Raw genomic sequence first — 24058 nt, forward strand, 5'->3', positions numbered from 1 at the left:
TAAATTGCTCTCGGAGGCATTAAATGGCTCGTGTAACCGTTGAAGATTGCTTGGAAAAAGTTCCTAACAGATTTGCTCTTGTATTGATGGTTGCTAAAAGAGCGAAGCAACTTCTTAAAGGTGCTGAAGCGACTGTTTCTACTCGTTCAAACAAATACATCGTTTCTGCTCTTCGTGAAGTAGCTATCGGTAACGTAGGTTACGAAGTGGCGATGGATCCTAAAGACGCTCTTCTTCAAATCGAAAAAGACTTGAATAAATAGTCTAGGACAAAGGTCCTAAGTTCCTAAAAATACTAATAAATTCCGCACATAAAGCGAATCTATTTGGAGACCATATTCTTGTCAGGTAAACTGACTGGAATATGGCGGAACTGAAAAATGAGACCGGCCTTTCCCATCAGCCGGTCAAAACAATAGATGATCTCTTAATTCGCATTCGCGGTTTCTGGCCGAATGCCGATATCAAATTCATTGAAAAAGCATATCGTTTTTCCGAGAAACATCACGAAGGACAAATTCGTCGAAGTGGTGAGCCCTATATTTCTCATCCGCTTTCTGTTGCCGCTATTCTCGCAGATTTACGTTTAGATTTAGATACGATCGCCACAGGATTATTACACGACACTGTTGAAGACACTGATGCCACACTCGAGGATATCCGCCGTGAGTTTGGCGATGCTGTCGCTCATCTGGTGGATGGTGTTACTAAAATCGGTCAGATGAAATTCAAAAACTCCCACGAAAAACAAGGCGAGAACATTCGCAAAATGATCGTGGCGATGGGAAAAGACGTGCGTGTCGTATTGGTGAAATTAGCCGATCGCTTGCACAACATGCGTACTTTGAATTTCATGCCGTTCGATAAGCAAGAGCGCATCGCTCTTGAAACACTTGAGATCTATTGCCCGCTTGCGGGTCGTATGGGTATCAGTGCGCTGAAAATTGAGCTCGAAGATTTGTGCTTCCGTTATTATCGCCCGGACATGTACTACGAACTTGTTCAGCAGATTAAGAAAACAGAGGCCGAGCAAAATCGTTATATCGAGGACGTGAAACATCTGATTTCTAAAGAGCTGACGAAAGTGGGCTTTAAGTTTGACGTCTATGGACGTTCCAAGCATTTATGGTCGGTGTACCGTAAGATGCAAAGTCGTAACTTGGATTACGATCAGGTTTATGACGTTCTTGCCTTCCGCGTGATCGTGGAAAGTGTGGCAGAGTGTTATGCGGCTCTTGGTTTGGTCCACTCCTTGTGGAAGCCGATCCCAGGTCGTTTCAAAGATTTCATCGCGATGCCGAAAGCCAACAACTATCAATCACTGCATACGACAGTGGTGGGGCCTGGCGGGGAGCGCATCGAAATTCAAATTCGTACAAGTGAAATGCATTTGGTCGCGGAGATGGGGATCGCGGCTCACTGGAAATACAAAGAGCGCGGTAAAATGGAATCCGATGATTTACAGCAAGCGAACTGGTTGCGTGATCTGGTTTCATGGCACCAACAAGTGCGCAGCCCTGATGAATTCCTGGATACAGTTAAAACCGATTTGTTTGAAACTGAAATTTACGTTTTCACTCCGACCGGAGAAGTGCGTGAGTTCCCAGAGGGTGCAACCCCTGTGGACTTTGCCTATGCAGTGCATACCGAGCTTGGTAACAAGTGTGTCGGTGCTCGTGTGAATGGCAAGATGGTGCCGTTAAAGCATCAGTTGTCGAATGGTGATACGGTTGAAATCATCACTGGTAAAGGCCAAGAGCCTTCCAAGGATTGGTTAAAGTTCGTTGTTACCAATAAAGCCAAAGCTAAAATCCGTGCCTTCGTTAAAGAAGAGCAGCGCCGTCGTTCCATCATTCTTGGAAAAGAGTTGGTGGAGAAAGAGTTCCGTAAATTCGGAATGGCGGCTGTTAAGTATCTTAAAGGCCCCGCTTTCGAACAGTATCTTAAAGATTTCGGTTTGAAAGATGTGGATGAGTTGTACGTAACTGTTGGTTACGGAAAACTTGAAACGCGCGTTTTGGTGGAAAGACTTTCTCCAGAAAACTTGGCGAAGGAAGCTGCGAAAACTGAAGACTCTACCTTTATGGAAAGAGTCATGCGTGCGGCGACTCATAAAACGCGTAAAACCAATTCACTGGTTTCTGTGGATGGTATGGACGACATGCTGGTGCACTATGCAAAATGCTGTCATCCGATCCCGGGTGATCCGATCGTGGGCTTTATCAGCCGTGGTCGCGGTATCACTATTCACCGCAGTGACTGTAGCAAGGCCTTCGAGTTCGATCAGCTTCGCAAAGTTGACGTGGCTTGGAATGTGAAAGTTGCGGGCGAGGGACAAGAACGCATTGTTCGCCTGAAAATCATTTCTCAAGATAATCCAGGTCTCTTGAAGTCTATGTCCGAGGCTTTTGCCCAGCAGGGAATTAACATTCAATCTGCCCAAATTCGCACGACAAAGGATAAGAAAGCCGTTTGTAATTTTGAAGTTAGCGTGAAGGATGCCGTACAATTAAACCAGGCGATTTACGAGATTCAAAAAATCAAAGGCATTATCGGTGTCACGCGTGTCATCCAATAAACTACTACCCAAGGTTCACAACCTCCTAGCATTTCTAGTGTTGGTTGTGACATCCGTTGTGATGGTAGGGTGGATTGTTCAGAACTCGCTGATCATTCGCTTCTTTAATCCCGCGTCCACAGCAATGGTTTTTAATACGGCGTTTTTTCTAAGTATCGTCGCGCTGGGGACTCTGTTTTCAAATCAAGACTATTTTAAAATCAGCCGTATTTGCGGTCTTGTCGTGATGTTTTTCACGGCGCTTTCGTTTTCGCAGTATCTGTTTGGATTCGATGCGGGGATGGATACATTTTTTGTAAAATACTTTGAACCGGCGAACACTCCATTCCCAGGTCGAATGGCAGCGAGTACTTGTATCGCTCTATTCCTGCTAGGCCTCGCGGTATTTTTCAATAAGGCGACGGTGTTTTGTCAGTTTATTCGTGTCACCGCTGTGGCGATTGTTTGCTGCGTAGGTTTGGTCGGGATTGCTGGCTACATGTTCAATATCAACTCGCAGTTTGGGTGGGGGAGTTTCGCACGCATGGCCGTGCACTCCGCCGTTTGTTATATCACTCTTTCCATTGCCTTGTTGTGGCAGTTGCGCGAGCGCATGGCTCGCCTGGGGTATCATCGCCGCCACTTTCAACCATTCTATGTTCTGATTGCGGGTATTTTTGTAACAGTTATTTTGGCTCAGCTTTTGTTGATCAAAGACTATCAAAAAAACCGTTCTATCACTGAGATCCGCGCCGATGCCTTGGTTGAAAACTTTGATGCTGTTTTTAATACACTCACACGTTCTTTGGATCGTATGGCCAAGCGTTTTGCTTTGAACGAGTATCGCACACGTGGTTCATGGGAAATCGATGCCGCCAGTGATTTGAATGATTTCAAAGGCATTCGTCGTATCTCGTGGACCGATGGTTCTATGGTGTATCGCTGGGTTTATCCAATGAACAACGGCGGTGAAAAACTGGTGGGCATGAAAGTGGCTCAGCAGATCGGCACTGTGGGAGTGGTGGAAAAAGCCATTCAAATGCGCCAGCCACTTCTTTCGGATGTGGTGGAGCTGCGCACGGGTGGTGACGGAGTCCTTTTATATTATCCCGTGTTTGGAGAAGACAAACTTTTGGGTGTGATTGCAATCGCACTAGAAGCACAGTCATTCTTTGCTCACGTAGCAAAGGCTCCAGGATATTTCGTTGAGATCAAAGACGACGATGGTCACGAGCTTTTGAATACCGGGAATGCCGGTATTATCTATGGTCGTGATTGGGGTTATAAAATCAGTTACAAGGCCTTTAATGCCAACTGGGATTTTCAAGTCACGCCGATGCCGAATGTGGTGCAGGGGAACTCGTCTTATCTGCCGGGTGTGATCTGTTTATTCGGGGTGAGTGTTTCAATCCTTCTTGCGATCAGTATGGTTTTCTATAACCGTTCGCGCGAGTCAGAACGTCGTTTAAGAGAAAGCTTCGATTGGCAGAAGGCCGGTCGAGACAGTATTTCTTTGATGCTTTTGCAATTAGACCAGATGGGAAACATCTCAAGTATCAATCGCGCCACGGAAGAGCTTTTGGGGTATCAAGAGCACGAATTGATCGGTAAGCAAGTGTTCCTGTTGTCAGACTATTCCGAAGTGATGACTTATCGTGGACGACTTGAAGAAAAATTGCAGCGATCTGTCTCGATGGGGAGTGAATATTTAGAAGGACTGTTTGAGTCTGGAGATGCTCCAAGTTATGAGCGTCTTTTTGTTTCTAAATCGGGCCGTCACTACAATGTCGCTTTGTCGTTACATCGCGTGATAAATGATCATAAAGAAATCACCGGATACTTGGTTGTCGGCGAAGACGTCACTCAGAAAAAAGAGCGCGAAAGAATTCTAAAAGAGCGCGAAGAAAAAGTTTTGATTTCATCTCGTTTGGCGACATTGGGTGAAATGGCCGCGGGTATTGCTCACGAAATTAATAATCCCCTGGCGGTGATGGGTGGTTATATCAGCATGATCCGTAAGACCATTGCGAATAAAGGCATGGGCGGGGACATCGATTTAAATCGCCGTATTGATTCCATGGAGTCCATGGTCGGTCGTATCGCTAAGATCGTCAGAGGGCTTCGCAGTTATGCCCATGAGTCTGTTTTAGATGATATGGAAGAGGTGGAGTTGGCGGTAATCGTCGATGACACGTTGGCCTTCTGTCACGAGAAATTCAAGCAGTCAGGAATTCAGTTGATTGCGAATATCGAGCCGGGTGTGACGGTGAAATGTCGTCCTTATCAGATCTCTCAAGTTATTCTGAACCTATTAAACAATGCGTTCGATGCTGTTGAAAAAGCACCGATCCGTCGTGTGAAAATCACGGCGGCTTATGCCATCAATGGAGTTGAAATCAGTGTTAGTGACTCAGGCCCTGGCGTTCAGCCAGAGCTTCGTGAAAGGATCATGCAGCCGTTTTTCACCACGAAAGAAGTGGGTAAAGGCGTGGGGTTGGGTCTTAGTATCAGTATGGGGATTATCCAATCTCACAATGGTAAGTTCTTTTTGGATAACGATTCACAGGAAACCAAATTTACTATCTGGCTCCCGAATGTACCTCATCAATCCACTTAGCATAGTAGGCCACTTTCATCGCTGTGGAGCGGCCTTCAGTGCACGAAACGTGACCGAAGAAGTCTTTTTTGCCCGTAACTGATGATGTTACACCAATCAGGCGAGGCTTGCCGTTGATTGTTAGAAACTGCCCAGAGCCAGAGTCTCCACTGCAAACGAATTGGTGATTGCCATTGCTAATGAGGGCATAGCGATCTTGCATCAAACCATAACCGCCATTTAATTTTATATTGGCTTTGTAGAGTTGGCCAGCGCTGCCGTGACCCAAAGCAAAGATCTCTCGTGAGTCGTTCTTTTTCCCATAGCCGTAAATATTCAAAAAACGATTCTGATAATTTACGGTTTGATCGCGTTCAATCTCTACTGGTTCGAAACCATCAGGGATGCCGCCCTCGAAAAAGGCGATGGCTAGATCATTTAGCAAGCCGACGCGGGATTTTCTAAAGCCTTCGTGGGGGACAACATGAGTGCCTTCACGCTTTAGGGAGTCGCGTGTAGCGATGCCTTTGCTGTTTGCAAAGATGATCTTAAAGCCAGCCAGAGTTTTATTGTTTTTTTTGTCATAGCAATGAGCTGCCGTAAGTACGCTGTGGTCACTCAATAGAGTCGCTGTGCAGATTCCTGTTGCCATGCCGAGACCGTTCACCGGCAAAAAGAGTACGACCCCTTTCGCTCCGTCGTTTTCTCGTACAGTTACTTTTGATCCATTGATGATAGAGGCTTCGTCGCCATTGAGATCAACGAGATTTTGCGGATCGTTCCCACAAGCTGTCAGAGTCGCCACTAGAGCCATAATTAAAAACGCATAATGTTTCTTCATGGCGTTCTTTATACTCTGAAAAGCTCTTTAATCCGTCTTAAATTAAGAGAATTTTCAGATTTTAATAAACGACGATACTAAGCACTTGGAGTTACTGGATAAGTCGCTGGAATTTCATGGAGCTTGAGTGATTGTCGACTCAGTAGACAGTCTTGTAATTACTGCCAAGCATAGCCGAACTTGATCAGAATCGCGCTGGCTGTGACGGTGTCAGACGGTGGGAAGTAAAGGTATTCAAGGCTCACGGGAATGTAGTTCTTGCGGTCTAATTGATAGTCCGCGCCGATAGCCAGGTTTAAAACTTGGTTGGTCGCAATGTCGTTTTCATTCAAAGCCGTTGCGGACTTGGACATCGCGATTAAGAATCCTCCACCGACGCCGCCCCATGTGCGAATGCGGTCTTGATTCAAATAGTATTTTGCTTGGGCATAGCCAGATAGGTAGGTGATATTCGCAGAACAGTTGGTGGTACTCTTACAGCCGACGTTTTTTTCGGTATTTCCAGAAACGTTGAACTGTTCAAACATGCCTGACAAGCGCACTGTGATTAGGCGAGTAAGAACCCACTCATAAAATCCACCAGCTCCCAAGCCTGTTCCTGTCAGAGTTGGTTTTTCTGCGGGATTGATGGCTGGATTTTCCTTGATCGTCGGCTTCATGGAATCCATGCCGTATTGACCTAAAACTCCATAGGAATTTTTCAAATTTCTTAAGAAGGACATGTCGCGGGCTTTATCGAAAGCAGCGGCTTCGGCTTCCGGAGTTGTTGCGCGCTGAAGGTCGTCAGCAGGACGGCTCGGAGGCGCTTTTGCAGCGCCCTTGGCAGTGCGTTTACCAGCAGAGGATGCCTTTGCCTGCAAAGTGCTGCCGACAGCGCCACGGCCCTGTACAACGTCAGCAACGGCACGGCCCGCTTTTGTTTGAGTGATGCGGATGATGGCGCTTTTTTTATTATTAGCGGGATTGATCAAAAAGAATTCATCGCCGGGACTTACTTCAGCTCCTTCAAGCGCTACCATGACTTTGCTTCCTTTGACAGCAGTGACCTGCGCCGCAAAGGCGGGAAGACTGAAGATAAGGCTAAGGCAAAGCGTAGTTATTTTATTCATTCACTGATCATCAAATTGTTTTCAAGTTCACGAACAAATTGTTCTTTATAAAGATCCCAGATTGAAGCCGTCGCAAACTCATAAGAGCAGGCTTGAACTTTCTTGTCGCCACGTTGAATGGCTTTAACTTCCACGCGGCCTGCGTGAGTGGTGCGCCAGATTTCAAGATCCGATTCCATCACCACCATTTCGTAATTGGCGCGGGGGAATTCATCGTTGAACCAAGTTTCCAGAGCATTTTGATTTTTGCAGCCAAGAAGTTTGTACAACTCCGATGGGGACTGAGAGCTCAGTGAAGAAGTCTTGATCTTTCCTGGAGCAGCGTCTTCAAATTGGTTGCGTCCTTCGGATTTATAAACCGAACAACCCTCCAGAAACATTAAAGAAATAAGGATCAAAATGATGGACTTCATATTTAAAAGTATAAAGTTCCCTCTTCAGAAAAACAAAAAGCCACGGACAAACCGGGCCTTCGTCTATGGCAGAGTTAAGAACTTTGCTTGAATGATGCCAAGACGTTGTATATGTTTCGATCCAACGAGGGGCGTTGATTGAGTCAGAAGCAGACTAAAAAATCGATTGAGTATTTCAGCTTTTGGAAGCTGCAGAACAAGATCACTCTGTTCGCTCTGATCGGCGTTTTGCTTTTGTCCGCGGTTTTCGCGGCCGGCGTGATCGCTCTGCCCACATTAAGCACCACATTCTTAGTCACATTTATTATCATGATTCCGATTTTGGCGTGCTGTGGGATTGCCACCTGCTATTTATCAACAATGGAATCAGCCAAGGCCGAGCGAGTTTATAAAAGAGCCGTGTCTCGGTTAGCAGAAACTGAAAGTTCTCACATTACACTGGATCGTTTCTTCGCGATTTCCAGCGATTTAATGGCAGTAGCCGGGCAAGACGGGCTGCTGAAAAAAGTCAGCACATCTTTGATCAATACTCTGGGCTATAACGAAGAGACTCTGCTTAATACGCCGTTCTTTGAGTTCATTCACCCGGATGACAAGGAATCCACCAAAAAGAATATCGAAGCCTTAAATCAAGGCCTGCGCTCCGTAGGTTTCGAAAATCGTTATCGCGCAGCTGACGGCAATTACCGCACCCTGAGCTGGAGCGCCGCCGCCGACAAACAGTTGGGCGTTAGATTCGCCTCCGCCCGCGACGTCACCGAAGAACGCGCCTTCCAAAGCCGCACACAACAAATCATGGATGCAGTCCCATTCTTGCTCTTAATAAAAGACCTGAACGGCACAATCCTAAACTGCAACACAGCCTTTTCAAAATCCATCGGCGTCCCAAGACCATCCTTGATCGGTAGAAACACTCAACAGTTCCTATCGTTCGAAGCCATTTTTTCCGACCTAGAAAAAGAACAAGAAATCCTAAAATCAAAATCCTCAATAACCTACGAGGAATCCCTAAATCCAAAAGAAGAAACCAAATACCTATCCACAATCTTCCCAATATCCGACCCCACAGGAAGAGTAGTCTCCATAGGAAAAGTCTCATTAAAAATAGAGACAACAAAAGCAAAGACCACTGAACCAACAGAAACCACCGAAGCCTAAAAAAGCACAGCAATCTCCCGAGTGAGATTCAACGAAAGATATTCAATTGTAGTATTCTTTAAACAAGAAGATCCGCGATCGGGATTTTCCCCTATGGGAGAGAAGCCCTGAGGAGCGAATCCTCCAAGCCCGCACGATGCGGTATTCAGGCTTGGCGAGGCCAGGATGGCCGGGTGAGCGGAGCAGGGCTTCTCTCCCATAGGGGAAAAGCCCGTACCGAAAACTACTTAACGAAAGAAACTAGAAAGGAATCTCGTCGTTAGAGTTGAAACTAGGTTCTGGACCGAAATCGTTGAAATTGAAATCATCTCCACCAGAGTTGTTGTTAGAGCGAGAACCAGCCTCAGTACCAGCAGCACCCAAGAATTGAACCGTGTTAGCCACGATCTCAGTAGCGTAACGTTTTTGACCTTGTTGGTCTTCCCATGAGCGAGTTTGAAGTTTACCTTCAACATAAACTTGGCGACCTTTTGACAAATGTTTGCCACAGATCTCAGCCAATTTGCCCCATACAGTTACACGGTGCCATTCAGTTTTTTCCTGACGTTGACCGTCTTTAACCCATGATTCGCTAGTTGCGATGTTAAGGCGAGCTACAGTGCTCCCACTTCCGATTGCTTTCACTTCTGGATCAGCACCAAGACGACCTACGATAATAACTTTATTTACTCCAGACATTGTTCCCTCCAAATTAATTCACCCTAAGGTTTTTGGTCAGATTGGGGAGTATGTCAACCGTCGACAACTCCCGTATTTTATTTGGATTTGGAGCTGAGCAACATTTAAGCACAGCTCTGTGTCAGGTTAATTGAATAAGAGATGGGGATTGGGGCAGAGAATCGGCCAGGGCTGCGGACTAGCGCGCAGCGCCAAAGCTTGGAGGCATCATTGGATTGGATGCTGAAAGTCTGAACTTATATTGAGCACCGTCAGCCGTTGGAGTTTTAAATCCATCGATGAAAGTTAGGAACAAACCTGCCTTGTCTTGGAAGGATTTTTTCGCGCGCAAATCGATTTCAAAGTTGTAGGCACCGATCTGCTGACCAAAACCACCGCCGCGATTGACGATCGTAAGACCGATATCGCCTTTCACAGTGCCTTGCAATTCATCGCCAGATTTTCCGATAGTACCAGTCTCGATCACAAAACGACCCGCCGCTAGACGACCTTTTAATTCGACTGAACTTAATTTCAATTCAGGAACAGTCAATGGTCCCATCGGTGTATTCACGTTTGATGGAGGAAGCTCAAACTGATTGATCGTCAAGTTCACTTCCACATCAGGTTGTTCTTGGAAAGTTAAATCCGCAAGAGCTGTGCTCTCAAGATTCAATTGGCCTTTCAAAAGAACTGGAAGGCTCGCAAGTTCACGCACATCATTCAACGCGATTTTTTTAGCGCTGACTTCCACGCGGTGTCTTTCAACGCCGTTATCGCTGCGAGTGCCTTTACCCATGGAAACATTCACGTCGCCTTTTAGTAGGCCTTTTGCCGACACAGAACCATAAGGCTTTTGCGAGATCATTCCCGAGATAGATGGAGTGATCACAAGCTCTTGTGCAGAAAGAGCAGGGGTGCGGATGGACTCGATATACACTTGATCCATCTTAACGCCTGGGTGAGGGATTAAGCTCATTTTTAAACGTTCAAATTGCACGTAAACCGCATTGTTAGTGACTTTGGCTACCTGGGAAGAGATCAAGTCACTCAAGTCATCAAAAGGGAAAAGAACGAAAAGAAAGACGAAGGCCGAAACCACCATCACAAAGATTTTACCTTTGTTGTCTTTAAGAGCTTTGAAAAACTTGATGATATTTTCCATATCTATTCATCCGATCCAGGAGCAGCTTTTCTGCCACCACGAGAGAAACCTTTTTTAGGCGCCTCAGGTTCTGTTGCGATCACTGGAGCTGCGGGAACTGCAAGAGCTACCAACTTATAAACCACATCAAAGTAACGGTTGTCTTCACGATTCGCCGTCATTGTCATATCGCTCATTTTAACACTCGGGGAGATGTTGCTAAACTTGTAGCCCAAGTCCACAACTTGGCGCAGATTTAACTTCGCCAAAGTGATTTGCAGGCCGCCTTCGCTTAGATTCGTGGGAATCATCGCCGAACTTGTTGTCGACTGAGTTCCTTTGATTTGTTCAGGCAAAAGGTTCGCAGAGTGGATCATAGAATCCACAGTGGAGCGCAAAGAATCGATAGAAGGGGCTTGAGGAATAGCAGGAACTTCAGAAGCTTCTCTAGAAACTTTCAAAAGTTCGCGGATGGTCATGCGTTTTCCTTCAAACTCACCAACAGCATCAGAGGAGCCGCTGAAATAACCGTAAGGAATCGATAGAACAATTAAAACTCCGACTGCGATGCTGCCATAAAAAGTCAGCTTCTGCATGGAAGGCGTCATGTTCTCGTAACGATCGCGCATTTGATTGTAGGCCGCACTTTCTTGAATGCGATCCCAGGTAGCGCGAAGTTCTGTGGATACTCTATCCTTTAAATCATCTAAATTCATCGAGTCACCTTTTGAATTCCGCGGTCTACGTTAAAGCTGAATGAAAATGCCTGGCGACCAGGCAGTGCACCCAATGACGGAGTCTGATTACGAATCTGACCGTCGGCCGTGATGTTAGAAAGGGATTTTTGCAACAAGCTCACTTCTTGAGGAGAGTTGACATAACCTTCTAGAACCACGTGGGCATCACGAATATTGAATGTACGAACATCTAAAGTAATGGCGTTTTTAGCTGGAGTGGCTTCCGTGACTTTTTTCATGATGTCGAGAGCTGAATTCATGTTCGCAACACTCGCCAGAGTTTTAAGATCTGAAGCGCGTTTTTTATTGTCGCGAATGTACTTTTTGATTCCAGCTTCAGTCGCGTTACGACCTTTAAGGTTGGCGACGTTCTTAGCTTGAGTCTTAAGGACTTCTTGAGAGCGCTCCGCCAGACTTAAAGCAAAATCTTCACGCAAATAAGAGTAAACGAATAGAACCAACAACGCTGCTGTTGCCAGTCTCGCGGTATGACCCCATTTTTCCCAAAGAACTTTGAACTGATGATTTTCACGAGCAAATTCACCGCGCAAGAAATTGATAGGAGGGTTGCGCGGTTTTTTGAAACCTTCGATTGCTAGACCGATCGCCACACCCAACTTAGCAGAGTTAATTTGCGAGCGTTCAAAAGCAACATTCGGAATAGTATCCAAGATCGCCAAACGGTTGGCAGGTATTTCCAAAGCCTGAGTCATGAAAGGACCCAAGTTTTGAATCTGTGCTGTACCACCCGTAAGGCCGATATTGATGATCTCTGCGTTGAATTCAGATTTAAATTCCAAGATCGACAATTGCAAATCGCGAGTCATCTCGCGAACACACTTGGCGATTGTTTCAGAGAACGTCACTTGGTCGAATGTCGCACCTTGCTTGTTCGTCAAGATGAAGGCTTTTGTTTGCAATTCACGCAAAGCTTCGATGTAAGGGATTTCGTATTTCTTAGCGATAGCTTCAGCGATGTTTTTTCCACCCCAAAGCAGGGAGCGAACACCGATCAATGAATTGCCTTCGATCGCACACACCAAAGTGCGCGTGTGACCGATATTCAAGATCAAGCGGATATGACGAACTGGCTTGTATTCACTGATATCAAAGTTCTGAGGATTGCTGACAGTAACAGGAGGAGCCTCGTTCCAGCGTTCAAAGATATTCCCGAAAGCCGTGCCCTCTGCGGAAATCAAGAAGGGCTCAATGCCGATGTCTTTTGCGCGATCTATCAGATTTTGCACGTGCACTTTAGGAGCTGCACACGCTAAAACTTCGGCACCGCCACCGACAGTGCGGATGACTTTGGCGTCGAAGACAGCATTGTCACTCGAGAAGGGAAGGTCTTCTTCCAACTCGAAAGCCAAGCTCTTAAAGATTTTGATGCGATCACTGAAAGGGAAAAATTTATTTCTGATAGCCACGCGATCTTGACGTAAACCCATAATGAAGCGGGTTTGCGAATGATCATAGCGACCTAAAAGATCACGAAGATATTCGATGATTTCAAGCTCTGAATCGCTTTGAGGATTGGTGCTTAGAACATGCTCAAAGAACTGAACGACTTGAAAGCCCTTCGTCGTTGACTGCATTTCGACAACTTTAATGCTGCTTGACCCGATGTCGATACCAAGTGATTTCAAAGACCGTTCCTCCATGAACGAGATAATGGTCTAAGTATATGATGCCTTTGGACTTAAGTAAAATTATTCCTCAGTCGAGGAGCTCGACCAAAGGCTATCTTTCGCTCCAGAACACTATGCGTGGAGGACCTTTCGGGATAGGGTCGGATTTGTTTTGTTGGTTGCCACCCTGATTGTTGGCGTTGTTGTTATTGCCGTTCGAGTTATTGTTATTATTGTTGTTGTTATTCGCGTCAGCGCCTGGATTCGCGTCTTTCTTATCCTTGTCGACGTAATCTTTGATTTTTGTCGCGACCTTGTTCAAATCCATCACGATGGCCGTGATCTCACGAGTGGATCCTGCGAACTCACCAGTGCTGCGGATTTTGAAGTTAAAGACCGAATCGAAAACCAATGGAATGGCCTGAGTGTCACCCTCAAGACGCACATTCTTAGTAGAAACGAAGTTCCAGAAATCAGCGGCATCTTTAAACGGACCACCTTCGTTTTGGTCGTTACGACGTTTCATGATTTCAGAGACGGCTTCTTCCGTCATGCCGGGGTCCAAAGATTTTAAAACATCTTTGGTCGCCAGATTTGGATTGATGCCCTTCATACCATAAATAGTAACGCGAGACTCAAGCAGAGTGAAAAGCTCATCCGTCAAATCTGGTACAAAGCGCATCTCTTGCAAAGTACGGAACCCACGATTTGGCGGCCAGTAGTCTCCAGTTGAGGACTCACGGTTGGCTTCGGCGTAGCGCGCGCGTTTGTCGCCACCATTCAAGGAAACATTTTTGCTGCTCATGAAATCTGCGATGTTATTTACGATCTGTTCAAAATTGGTGTTCGAGTGCGCGCGAGCCCACTCTTCATCTTCTTTCATCTTTTGCGCAAAGATGTTGAGGATTTGAGTACGCGTGATTTTTTGCAAAGATTCTGACGGGGAGATCAAATCGTTGATATCGATTTTCGAGCCTTCGTCTTCGATGGTGGTGATGTAGCTCGCATCCATGGTCGAGTCTTTGACAAGTTTTTTGAAAGAATCCTTATCGACGGCACTCAATTCATCAGGGATCGGCAAGGGCCAAGCAAATGGGAATTGCCAGATCTGATTTAGCATCGGACTGCTGTTGCCGAGTTGGGCGCCGAACTTGCTTTGTGCTTGTTGATAGATTTTTACGCGCAGAAGGGCTAACTGCAGGCCTGATTTAGCTGCGTAGTAGGCTTTTACACGATTTAAGCCGGAAGAATTGATTTCGTATTCAATGCGGGTGTCGGCGACAAGTTCCGTCGCGAAATACATGATAAACATGATACAAGCTGTAACGATCATCAAGGCCATGCCGCGGTTGTTGCGAAGAGGTTTAAATATTTTCATCGATTAAATCCTCCTATTGGCCTGGTTGAAATTGTTGCTGCTGCTGTTGTTGGCCTTGAGTCGCTTGGCCTGTATTTGTGTCATCAGCATTGTTCGGAAAGTGCAAAGGGATGATCACTTGTTGTGAGTACTTGCGATCTTTCCCATTTTCTTTTTTAGTCACAGTGATAGAAAGCTCAACGGCTTGTGGGAATTTTCCTTTAGTCGCACCGTCACCTTGTTCATCCGTGCGCCAAGTGCTGACCCAGTCTTGCTTGCCTTTGCCCATATAGCGGAATTTGAACTCAGAAACGTTTTCAAGCAAAACAACTTCAGTTCCACCTTTAGTGACATCTAAATCCACAAAAGGGGAGGTTCTGCGCCAAACGCATTTGGAAGTGGTCGCATTTTCATTCAGGCTTTTGCATTCTTTCAGTTCGTAACCCACTTCAACAAAGTCTGCCTGTTGAGCGTTGCGAACAGTGCGGGCGTTGTTAGTTGTAACAAAATTCAAATTTTCAGCGTTGCCCACGAAGTGTGTTGTAGGGTCTCTGCGAGGCGCCTCAACAAAGGCAAATTGTTCAGGGGGAACGAATCCACCTGGCGTAGCTGCTCCCGGAGGAAGTTGTGGCTGATTCGGATTGTTTTTCTTTTTCAAAATATCCTGAAGCTCTTTTTCCACATCGCGATAATGATAGGCCAAATTGACATCTCGTTGAATCAAACGAACGGCATCTCTCATATGAGAAACGTCATCCAATTGATTCGTCACCTTGGTTTTCATTTTAATACTTTGCTGAATGGATTGCGCCACCAGCACCGTCATCGTGCCCAGGATGGTGATCGTGATCATGACCTCAATAAGAGTAAAACCGCGTTGCGACTTCATGATCACATCCCCGGTATTTGTGTGCCACCCGGAAGACCTGGCATCGGGATTTCACGATCATAATCAACAAAGTACTGAGTGGCAGAAAAAGTCATCGGCTTTTTGCCGCCTTTATAGGTCACAGTCACTTTAACTTCTTTGATTGATTTGGAAAGATGCTGAGTCAAAGTCTTCATGATGGTTAAAGACATTTCGTCAGCTCCGCCTTCTTGAGCGGTCAGAGTCGCAGAGATATCGGGAACTTCAAATTCCTTCGATTCCATTTTCCAGGAATACTGGGGAAAGTCAGAACCAAAATCGTCTTCTTTTTCTTCAGGGATTGAGTCTAAGGCTTTGCCGGCGTATTCGATTTCGATCTCGGCCATTTTGCGTTCAAGGAGAGCAGTGACTTCCGTGGCAAATTGAGCTTTACGTACAAACATAAAGCTTCCGCCCCAAGAGTTTGCCAATAACAGCAAACCGGATGAGAGGATGACCAGTGCAAGCACGGTCTCAATCAATGTAAAGCCTTTATTTTTCACCGTTTAATGTCCTTTAACGACTGAGCTTTCTCTATGATATCAGCTTGACCCGTTAAAGGATTAAAAACAAGAGTCCAAGTTAATTTATTTCCATCAGTGATTTGAATAGAGGAAGCCTCAACGAAACCCTCTGGGAAAAAGTGAATATACGCGGTTCCTGATGTGAGAGGTTCTTTAGAGGTGAGTGTTTCAACCTCAGCAAAGCGGAAACCATCAGGGAGTTTCGCTTCTTTTTTGATAACCGAATTATCTATGGCGTAAGCAGGAGGAGGACCGTCCTCATCCTTGAATTTACTCTTTTGACGTTCACGTTCTTTTTCTGCGGCGTCAGGATCGATAGGGATTGGGCCATTGGCTCTTTCAACCCAATAAGTACCAGCGTTATCGCCATCGATATTCAGAACAATACGGTATGTGGAATTGTAAATGCGAGCTTTGTTGCGAACGGTGCGGCTCAGAACCATGAATTGGCGAGCAGTCGCTTTGATATTGTTTTGTTTCTTAAAGAGGCGAGGGGCACCCACGACGATAAGTCCGGCGACAATCGCCAGGACTATCATCACTTCAATAAGGGTCATACCCCTGCGGTTTCTCATCGATTACTGGACATCGTCCAATGAGATATCAGCGTCGTAACCAGATCCACCTTCACGACCATCTTTACCCAAAGATTTAAGGTGGTATTCGCTGCCGTTTAGTTCATAAACGTAGTCATGACCCCAGCGATCTTGGATAGTTTTGATGTAAGGTTCTGGACCCCAGTTGCTGCAATTAGGATCTTGCTTAGAAAGACCTTCAAGTGTTTGTGGGTACTTGTTGCAATCTGTGTAGTACATAGACAAAGCATTCACAAGTTGACCCATGTGAATTTTAGTTTCTTTAACTTTTGCTTTATCAATGGAGCCAGTTAGGCGTGGAAGCAAGAGGGCAGAGATACCACCGATAATAGCAAGTACGATCATGATCTCGATCAAAGTCATACCTTTGCGATTGCTAATGAACATTCGAAAAACTCCTTAGTTAGCAGATAGGAAATCATAGCACTCTCGTCTTGCACCGTAAAGTTTTGCTTCTGACTTGGCACATTCTTTTGTCTTGTTGAAGTGCAGATTTCGGTGGTTCCACTTTGGGGTGTGGCGGGAGGCGTGCTTGCCTCGGACAGTCCTCGCTCGTTTTGGTTCTTTGGTGGTTTAGTTTGTTAGGGGCTCGATTTTCATTTGTTACTTTCTTGTGTTTCAGAATGGCCTGCGGAACTCGGACGCACGCCTCCCGCCACACCCCAAAGTGGACAATGAGTTCTGAGTTTAAAAGACAAAAGAATGTATCAATTCAGAGCTAAATCGAGTGGTTACGAGAGAGTCTTTGATTTTACTTTAACTTATGAGGTGAAAGTTGATAGCTGAAAAATTCGGGATGACTTGATCTCATCATGTAGATGGGTGGGTTACTTTAAGTTTTGGTTTAAGTTTGGGGAATAAAAAAAGGGCTGTTTGGCAGCCCTTTCTGAATCTCTAATGTCCAATCTCGAATCTCTATTTTCTATTAGCCGGCCATGTTGGTCATTTCGAACATTGGGATCATTACGGCGAATACGATCATGGCGATGGCCATACCCATTAGGACGGTTACTATGGGGCCCATTAGGGAGGTCATGGATTCTAGTTTGTTTTTTACTTGGAAGTCGAAGGCGTCGGAAACTTGGGTGAGCATGTTTTCTAGGTCGCCGGTTTTTTCTCCGATGTTCACCATGTGGATAACGATGGGTGGGAACTGTTCGGATTTTTTTAGGGGTCCTGCGATCGATTCACCTTCTGCGATATTGTTGCGGGCTTCTTCGATGGCTACGGACAGGACGTGGTTGTCGACGACGTTTTTCACGATGTCTAAAGCGGTTAGCATCGGAACGCCACCGTTAAGGAGTGTTGCTAGAGTTCTTGTAAAACGAGCTACCGCGACCATGCGCACAGCGGGGCCTACGATCGGAAGTTTCAAGGAGATGGCATCCCATTGATTGCTTCCAGATGGAGTGGCTTTCCAGTTGCGGAACATAATCACAGCGACAAAGATGCTTCCGAAGATGATGTACCAGTAGTTCACCATGAATTGGGAGGCGTCGATCAGAACGACTGTGTACCAAGGAAGCACCAAGTTTGGAGCGGACTCGAACACCGTGACCATTTTTGGAATCAAGAAAATGAAAAGGAATGAAAGCAAAGCAACCGTTACGACCAACATAATGATCGGGTAGGTCATTGCGCTCGATACTTTTGCACGAAGATCGGCTTGGGCTTCCGTGAACTCTGCCAAACGCATTAAGATCACGTCCAAAGAACCTGACATTTCACCGGCTTCAACCATGGAAACGTAGATCTTAGTAAAGATCGTTGGATACTTTTGTAGCGCTTTAAAGAACGGAGAACCTTCGTTAACCATATTCTTACAGTCAGCAATAGCCTCTGCCAGAGTAGGGTTTTCAACTTGTTCAGAGATCGCAGTCAGGGCATCCACCAAGGGAATGTTGGCTTTCACTAACGTTGCTAGCTGACGAGTCATCAAAGAGATGTCTTTAACGCCCACAGCTTTTGTAGCTTTTGGGCCTTTTGATTTCTTATTGTCGACTTTCTTTTTGTCTTTGATCTCGACGACGTAGACATTGTCTTTTTTGAGTTTGGCACGGGCCGCGCGCAGGTTTTCTGCGTCGATCACACCTTTGGTGTTTCTTCCATCACGTGTCAGGCCCTTGTACTCAAAAATAGGCATATTATAGATCCAGTTGTGTATTCGTAGTTAGCTGCTCAATTGTAGTCACACCAGCTAGTACTTTGGCAATACCATGGTCACGGAAAGTTTTCATTCCGTTCGCCAATGCTTGTTTCTTGAGTGTTGCACCGTCTTTACGCTGCATGATCAAGGAGCGAATATCATCCGTTACAACCATCAGCTCACTGATTGTCGTTCGTCCTGAGTAACCTTTTTGCCCACATTCAGAACAGCCCATGGCTTTACAGATGTGGCTGCTTTTTGCGACTTCACGAGTGATGCCCAAAAGGGACAATTCAAAATCGGAAGGTTCATACGGAGCTTTGCAGTGAGGGCAAAGAACACGCACGAGACGTTGAGCGATAACGCCCATAACGGAAGTAGCGATCAAGAAAGGCTCCACCCCGAAGTCAATCAAACGCGGGAAGGCACCAGCAGAGTCATTGGTATGCAGTGTAGATAAAACCAAGTGACCTGTCAGAGAAGCTTGAATCGCAAGTTCGGCAGTTTCCAAGTCACGAATCTCACCGACCATGATGATGTCGGGGTCTTGACGAAGGAAAGATCTTAAACCAGCAGCGAATGTTAGACCGATCTTGGCGTTGGTTTGCACCTGGCCAATCCCGTGGATACGTTGCTCCACCGGATCTTCAACAGTCAGGATATTTACGTCAGGCTTATTAAGCTTAGTCAGAGCACCATACAGAGTTGTGGATTTACCAGAACCCGTTGGACCAGTTACTAGCATGATGCCGTCATTACGAGACAAAAGATCATCGAGGCGGTCAAGATTCTCTTTCGAGAAACCCAATTGCTCAAGTTCCAAGATAACAGTGGATCTATCTTGAATACGCATAACCAAGCGCTCGCCGTAAGCAGCAGGCACTGTAGAAAGACGGATATCGATATCTTTACCGCCGACTTTCAGCGGGATACGACCGTCTTGTGGCAGACGTTTTTCAGCGATATTCAAGTTCGCCATAACTTTGATACGAGAAGTGATAGCGTTTTGTAGTTTTTTAGGTGGTTTAAAGACATCCATCAAAACACCGTCAGTACGGAAACGTACGACCATGTCTTTTTCATAAGGCTCGATATGGATATCGGATGCTTTTTCTTTTACTGCACGGAACAGAAGGCTATTCACCATCTTGATCACCGGCGCATCGTCCTCGCCAGCCTCTAGAAGATCCACGATAGGGTCATCTAGATCGTAATCTTCTTCGTCGATCTCATCGAGACCGGAAAGATTCGCCGTGGATTTTTCGTAAACTTTATTGATCGCATCTTGGATGCGCGGAACCGTTGTGACAAGAGGGCGGACCTTTTTCCCAAACAGAACTTTCAAGTCATCCATAGCTTTTAAGTTCACTGGATTGCTTGTCAAAACAGTCAACTGATCGGGTTCGTCTCTGTAGGGAAGGATCTGTTGTTGTTTTGAATAATTGATTGGGATGTCACGGATCAAGTCAGCGTTGATATCTGCAACTGGGATGTCTCGAATAAAATCGAGGCCTAACTCTTTGCACAGATCACCGACGACTTCATCCGCCGTGGAAAATTCTTTTTGCGCCAAGGCTTCGCCCACAGTGACGGGTCTCACCACTGAAGGGTTGGCTAACACAGAACGCAATTGATCCTGTGTTAGGGAAGTCGCTTTGGATAGAATTGTCAGAACGTCCACGGCAGCCATTATATTCCTTTTACTCTACGTCTTCTGGGTCATTCGGGTCTGCAGGGATTTGCTCGCCCTTAGCTTTTCTGTAGATAGGATCCATCTTAGCACCAAATGGATCTTTTCCGCCCTGGCCTTTGATGAAGTCTATGCGCTCTTCCAATCGTTTTGAAACGATTTGATTCGTATCTGTAGAGCTTCTCACAATTTTCGGAGTCAAGAACACAACCATGTTCGTTTTTGTCTTCGTAATCGAGCGAGATTTGAACAACCAACCCAAAATAGGGATGTCACCCAAAAGAGGCACCTTGATGATGGATTCGATATCGTCTTCTTTAATCAAACCACCCAGGATCGCTGTATCGCCGTTGTTCACGTTGATCATTGTGTTGATCGAACGTTTCGCCAAAGGCTGAGTAGAATCCGCAAATGCTTTCGGTGTCTGAGCTGTTGAAAGCTGAGTCACTTGTTGTTTGATTTCCATGCGGATGGAGTTTGAAGAAGGGCTGATAAACGGTTTGATATGCAATTTGATCGTTGCATCTTCGAACGTTGGCGTAACGATTGTGTTACCACCATTCGCAGGAGTTACCGAGTTCGAACCTGTAACAACTTTATCACCCACTTCGATTTCCGCTTCATTGTTATCAAGCGCCATCAAAGTTGGAGTGGAAAGGATGTTAGCTTTCTTAGTCTGTTTCAAGAAGTTGATGAAACCGATAAGACTTGGAATTGTGATCGCAGTACCGCCCGGAGGAGTAACAGTAACTGTTTTACCAGAACCGAAGCCCAAAACCGCACCGGAACCACCCACTGGATTTAGCATCGAGTTGATATCAACACCACCGTTGAAACCCACTTTGCCGTAACCGTTATCACCGTATTGGTAGTAGCCAACACCCCAAGAATCCGCGTCAGAAGCACTCATCTCCATGATGATAGCTTCTACGTAAACTTGGTCACGAGCGATATCGATTTTAGAAAGAAGATTTGTGACAACTTCGTAGTCTTGTTTGGAAGCTGTGATAACCAAGCTGTTTGTTGCCTTGTCAGCTACGATTTTTACGTCGCCACCAAAGATCTCTTGAGGCGCTTGCATTTGACCACCGATAGGGGCAAGCAAGCTTGGTCCTGTTTGAGGTTTTGGAGCCGCATCTTTAGTTACGCCAGACAATGTTTGAGCGATTTTTTCCGCATCACCATTTTTAACGTAATAAACGTAAACGCCACCAGACTCTTCAGGACGGATTTTAAAGTCCAATTGGGAAATCAATTTCTTAATACGAACGATACCAGATTTATTACCCACCACGATGATGGAGTTTGTTCTGTCATCCGGGATCGCCATAAAGAAACTTGCACCTTGTTGAGCCGAAGTCCCTGCAGATCTTGAGAATCTTGGAACGCCCGCAGTGAAAGTCCCTGGAGCAGAGCCTGCGCCAGTGGATTTGTTGCCTTTATTAACGATTTTATCTACTAGGTCTGCCAAGTCTTTAGCTTTCGCGAACTTAATAGGGATAACTTCAAGTTGTTCTTCAAATCCAGGAACGTCCAACTGATTGATGATTCTCATAACGCGGTCAATGTTAGAACCGTAGTCAGAGATAATGATCGAGTTCGTTGGCTCGTAAATATTCATCTCGCCATCTTTAGAAGGCAAGATACGAAGATCACGGTTCACTTGCGAAGCAGAGATGTGCTTCAAGTGGATGATACGAGTGATCATTTGGTCTGTATTTGGATAGTAAGCACCAGAGTAAACTTCGATATTGTCACGTTGAGCATTTCTTGCAGATTTAACTTTCAAGAAACCACCGGAAGGAACAACAGTGAAGCCATTGATGGCCAATGCTGACAAGAAAGCGTTGTAAGCTTCTGCCACTGTGATTTTAGAAGGAGCGCTGATCGTGATTTTACCACGAACACCTGGATCGACGATAAAGTTCTTACCAGTCAACTCGCCCATTGCTTTCACTAGCTCAGCGATTTCCACATTCGGATAATCGAATGATTCGATTGTCTGAGGGAAGTTTGCTGAATTGATGTCTTCAGTTGGGGCGTTAGCGAATTTCTGCTTTTGTGTTTTGTTCAACACTTGGCCAGATTCATCAGCGCCAGCCGGGGAGCCGCTGCGAGTTCCGCCCATAACAGGTGCTGAAGGCGCATTGAAGCCGCTGTTATCGTCATTGCCAAAATCCGGAGGAGGTGGCGGTGGAGGGAAGCTTTCAAATTGTGCATGCGCTGCTGGAGTAACCAGCTGAGCTGTCATCAGTGAAGCAAGTCCTATGTTGACTGGTTTGACAGTTTTTTTCATTCTCTCTCCTCCTGAGGGAGTTATTGAATATTATAAGTCATGTTTTCAGTTTTGCCGTTGCGCTCAACTTGAAGAACAACTTTCGGGTTGTTTTTCAAAGTTTGGTACAACTCCATCGCCTTGGCAGGGCTGTCGACAGGGTTTCCGTCGACGGATTTAATAACATCCATTCTTTGGATGCCAAGCTGTTCATAAATACTGCCAGGTTGCATATCTAAAATACGGAAGCCATTGATGTTGCCAGTGCCAGGTTCGCGATTCGGAACCGCGCGGGCTTGCATCAAGATGCTGGAAAGATCATTCGTGTACTTCAACAAGTCAGCACGTTTGATTGCGAAGGTGTTGTCGCCAGTCTTTTTAACTTCTTGGCCAGTTGTTGCTGGGCCTGTTGGTTTTGAAGCTGCAAAGCTTACTTTAGCGCCTTCTTTTTTGATTTCGATAAACTCTAGGCGATTGGAGTTTAAGTTACGGAAAATAACTTTTTGTCTCTCAATGCGCACGATATTGGCCATGCCTTCGATCTCTTTACCTGCAGAGTAGGAGATCACTTGGTTTTTGCCACGGATCTCGATAGAAGCGATAGATTTTTCCGGCACGGAGTGAACCAATGTTCCGATCAAATTCAGAGGCAATTGAGAAGGAACTGGATCTGCTTCTCTCTCTTCTGTAACGCCTTTGTTTTTATCAACCAATTGATCGGGGATAAGGCCGTTAGAAGCAAAGATGTTTCTAGAAGTAATATTATTATAGAAGCCAGAGCTCACTCCCATAGAAGGAGGAGGTGCTTTAGGATGTGCAGGTGGTGCAGATTGCGGAAGCATGCGATCGCGATATGAAAGAATTGCTAAGTCAGCAAGACAGTAACCGATAAAGATAAATAAAATATACGAATACCATTTTTCAAATGGTGGACGCTGATTTTTCTGGTTACGTGAAATCACAGTTGCAAATCCTTTGTTTTTTCCAGCACCTAGTCCTTGGGCCTCAGACCATCGTACCAAAAGTGGGGGCGGGCTGCATCAAAAAATACACGCTAGACCATGGTCCTAACGCTCTGATTTTCCATTTAAAATCTCAGAAGATAGGCCATGATAGAAGTATGAGAATTCTCTACTTCACGGATGGAGCAGGAATTGATCTATTAGGGATTCGCGAATCAGTTTTGCGTATTCCCGAAGTGCTTACCTCCCTTCGTCGCGGCCAGGAGCAGGCGCGCTACGTAGACTTGATGCAGGTAATGTCACTGTCTGACGATGAATTTCGTCAGGTACCGAGTGTGTTACGCACTCTTTTGATCAACCTTGTGCAAAGAGGCTTACACCAACGCTGGATTAATCGAGACCAGCGTGCGGATTTGATTCTGAGAAGAATCAATCATCGTTCTTTGGATGAACTAAAGAACGTGGTGCATAATTTTATCAACGCCAAAGTGGCGGGTAAAGAAGTCGCTACCAAGGACCTTCATCTTTTACATTTCATGGATAAAGTTGAAATCACTATCATCGGGCCTGGCTATGATGATGTTGAGTTCTGGCTGCGTCGCGAGGTTACTTGTCGTAAAGACGTTGAAGTTCAAATCAAAGATGTTATTGCTGCTGATCCTAACCTCTCTTGGTTCTGGCCTCAGGTTCGCGATAGTTTTTCTGAATACCAACAAGCCGTTATCTAGACGGCTTTTTTCATTTTTAGATCCTCGTACTTT

At 45.6% G+C, this 24058-nt stretch carries 21 protein-coding genes; 5 read left to right on the forward strand and 16 right to left on the reverse strand.

Annotated features, from left to right (window positions below):
- Window positions 1-23 precede the first annotated feature (23 nt).
- The 3 genes from rpoZ (at window position 24) to ACLVWP_RS07675 (ending at window position 5174) form a co-directional block, all read left to right on the forward strand.
- Window positions 24-263, forward strand: a complete 240-nt coding sequence (gene rpoZ / locus ACLVWP_RS07665; RefSeq protein ID WP_088614336.1) for a DNA-directed RNA polymerase subunit omega — start codon at window positions 24-26, stop codon at window positions 261-263.
- Window positions 264-364: 101 nt separating this feature from the next.
- On the forward strand, window positions 365-2578 hold the full coding sequence (locus tag ACLVWP_RS07670; RefSeq protein WP_413561093.1) for a RelA/SpoT family protein: 2214 nt from the start codon (window positions 365-367) through the stop codon (window positions 2576-2578).
- A complete protein-coding gene (locus ACLVWP_RS07675; protein ID WP_413561094.1) occupies window positions 2565-5174 on the forward strand; it encodes an ATP-binding protein in 2610 nt (869 codons plus the stop codon). Before ACLVWP_RS07670 ends, ACLVWP_RS07675 begins: the two co-directional genes overlap by 14 nt.
- On the opposite strand, the gene ACLVWP_RS07680 is transcribed toward ACLVWP_RS07675, so the two are convergent.
- The 3 genes from ACLVWP_RS07680 to ACLVWP_RS07690 all read right to left on the reverse strand — a co-directional run bounded on the left by ACLVWP_RS07680 (window position 5137) and on the right by ACLVWP_RS07690 (window position 7516).
- Window positions 5137-5994, reverse strand: coding sequence for a trypsin-like serine protease (locus ACLVWP_RS07680; protein WP_413561095.1), 858 nt, complete (start codon window positions 5992-5994; stop codon window positions 5137-5139). The two genes, ACLVWP_RS07675 and ACLVWP_RS07680, sit on opposite strands and share 38 nt — an antisense overlap.
- A 158-nt stretch (window positions 5995-6152) precedes the next feature.
- Window positions 6153-7013 (reverse strand): hypothetical protein, encoded by an 861-nt coding sequence (locus tag ACLVWP_RS07685; RefSeq protein WP_413561097.1) that lies wholly within the window; start codon window positions 7011-7013, stop codon window positions 6153-6155.
- Between the two features lie 86 nt (window positions 7014-7099).
- A complete protein-coding gene (locus ACLVWP_RS07690; RefSeq protein WP_413561098.1) occupies window positions 7100-7516 on the reverse strand; it encodes a hypothetical protein in 417 nt (138 codons plus the stop codon).
- A 309-nt stretch (window positions 7517-7825) separates the two neighbouring features.
- Here ACLVWP_RS07690 and ACLVWP_RS07695 point away from each other — a divergent pair, with 309 nt between their 5' ends.
- Window positions 7826-8674: a PAS domain-containing protein gene (locus tag ACLVWP_RS07695; RefSeq protein ID WP_413561100.1), complete on the forward strand. Its 849-nt coding sequence runs from the start codon at window positions 7826-7828 to the stop codon at window positions 8672-8674.
- Between the two features lie 240 nt (window positions 8675-8914).
- On the opposite strand, the gene ACLVWP_RS07700 is transcribed toward ACLVWP_RS07695, so the two are convergent.
- The 13 genes from ACLVWP_RS07700 to gspC all read right to left on the reverse strand — a co-directional run bounded on the left by ACLVWP_RS07700 (window position 8915) and on the right by gspC (window position 23297).
- Window positions 8915-9352 carry a single-stranded DNA-binding protein gene (locus ACLVWP_RS07700; protein WP_413561102.1) on the reverse strand — a complete coding sequence of 146 codons (438 nt, stop codon included), beginning with the start codon at window positions 9350-9352 and terminating at the stop codon, window positions 8915-8917.
- 178 nt (window positions 9353-9530) lie between these two features.
- Window positions 9531-10496 carry a type II secretion system protein GspN gene (gene gspN, locus ACLVWP_RS07705; RefSeq protein ID WP_413561104.1) on the reverse strand — a complete coding sequence of 322 codons (966 nt, stop codon included), beginning with the start codon at window positions 10494-10496 and terminating at the stop codon, window positions 9531-9533.
- Between the two features lie 2 nt (window positions 10497-10498).
- A complete protein-coding gene (locus ACLVWP_RS07710) occupies window positions 10499-11191 on the reverse strand; it encodes a hypothetical protein (protein ID WP_413561105.1) in 693 nt (230 codons plus the stop codon).
- Window positions 11188-12858, reverse strand: a complete 1671-nt coding sequence (gene pilM, locus ACLVWP_RS07715; RefSeq protein WP_413561107.1) for a pilus assembly protein PilM — start codon at window positions 12856-12858, stop codon at window positions 11188-11190. Before pilM ends, ACLVWP_RS07710 begins: the two co-directional genes overlap by 4 nt.
- 94 nt (window positions 12859-12952) lie before the next feature.
- Entirely contained in the window at window positions 12953-14218 is a 1266-nt protein-coding gene (locus ACLVWP_RS07720) for a general secretion pathway protein GspK (RefSeq protein ID WP_413561108.1), read from the reverse strand.
- 13 nt (window positions 14219-14231) lie between these two features.
- Window positions 14232-15086, reverse strand: coding sequence for a type II secretion system protein GspJ (locus tag ACLVWP_RS07725; RefSeq protein WP_413561109.1), 855 nt, complete (start codon window positions 15084-15086; stop codon window positions 14232-14234).
- A gap of 2 nt (window positions 15087-15088) precedes the next feature.
- On the reverse strand, window positions 15089-15607 hold the full coding sequence (locus ACLVWP_RS07730) for a type IV pilus modification PilV family protein (protein WP_413561111.1): 519 nt from the start codon (window positions 15605-15607) through the stop codon (window positions 15089-15091).
- Window positions 15604-16203 carry a Tfp pilus assembly protein FimT/FimU gene (locus ACLVWP_RS07735; RefSeq protein WP_413561112.1) on the reverse strand — a complete coding sequence of 200 codons (600 nt, stop codon included), beginning with the start codon at window positions 16201-16203 and terminating at the stop codon, window positions 15604-15606. Before ACLVWP_RS07735 ends, ACLVWP_RS07730 begins: the two co-directional genes overlap by 4 nt.
- A gap of 3 nt (window positions 16204-16206) precedes the next feature.
- Window positions 16207-16611, reverse strand: coding sequence for a type II secretion system major pseudopilin GspG (gspG, locus tag ACLVWP_RS07740; RefSeq protein ID WP_413561113.1), 405 nt, complete (start codon window positions 16609-16611; stop codon window positions 16207-16209).
- A gap of 538 nt (window positions 16612-17149) precedes the next feature.
- Window positions 17150-18367: a type II secretion system inner membrane protein GspF gene (gene gspF, locus ACLVWP_RS07745; RefSeq protein ID WP_413561114.1), complete on the reverse strand. Its 1218-nt coding sequence runs from the start codon at window positions 18365-18367 to the stop codon at window positions 17150-17152.
- Between the two features lies 1 nt (window position 18368).
- Window positions 18369-20060 (reverse strand): type II secretion system ATPase GspE, encoded by a 1692-nt coding sequence (gene gspE, locus ACLVWP_RS07750; protein WP_413561115.1) that lies wholly within the window; start codon window positions 20058-20060, stop codon window positions 18369-18371.
- 10 nt (window positions 20061-20070) lie between these two features.
- The gene (gspD, locus tag ACLVWP_RS07755; RefSeq protein WP_413561116.1) at window positions 20071-22356 is read right to left on the reverse strand and encodes a type II secretion system secretin GspD; all 2286 of its coding nucleotides are present in this window, start codon (window positions 22354-22356) and stop codon (window positions 20071-20073) included.
- A gap of 20 nt (window positions 22357-22376) precedes the next feature.
- The gene (gspC, locus tag ACLVWP_RS07760) at window positions 22377-23297 is read right to left on the reverse strand and encodes a type II secretion system protein GspC (RefSeq protein ID WP_413561117.1); all 921 of its coding nucleotides are present in this window, start codon (window positions 23295-23297) and stop codon (window positions 22377-22379) included.
- 158 nt (window positions 23298-23455) lie between these two features.
- Here gspC and ACLVWP_RS07765 point away from each other — a divergent pair, with 158 nt between their 5' ends.
- Window positions 23456-24025, forward strand: coding sequence for a hypothetical protein (locus tag ACLVWP_RS07765; protein WP_413561118.1), 570 nt, complete (start codon window positions 23456-23458; stop codon window positions 24023-24025).
- The last annotated feature ends 33 nt before the right edge of the window (window positions 24026-24058 follow it).

This window comes from Bdellovibrio sp. HCB209 (genome assembly GCF_047306065.1).
In the GTDB taxonomy this organism is placed as follows: domain Bacteria; phylum Bdellovibrionota; class Bdellovibrionia; order Bdellovibrionales; family Bdellovibrionaceae; genus Bdellovibrio.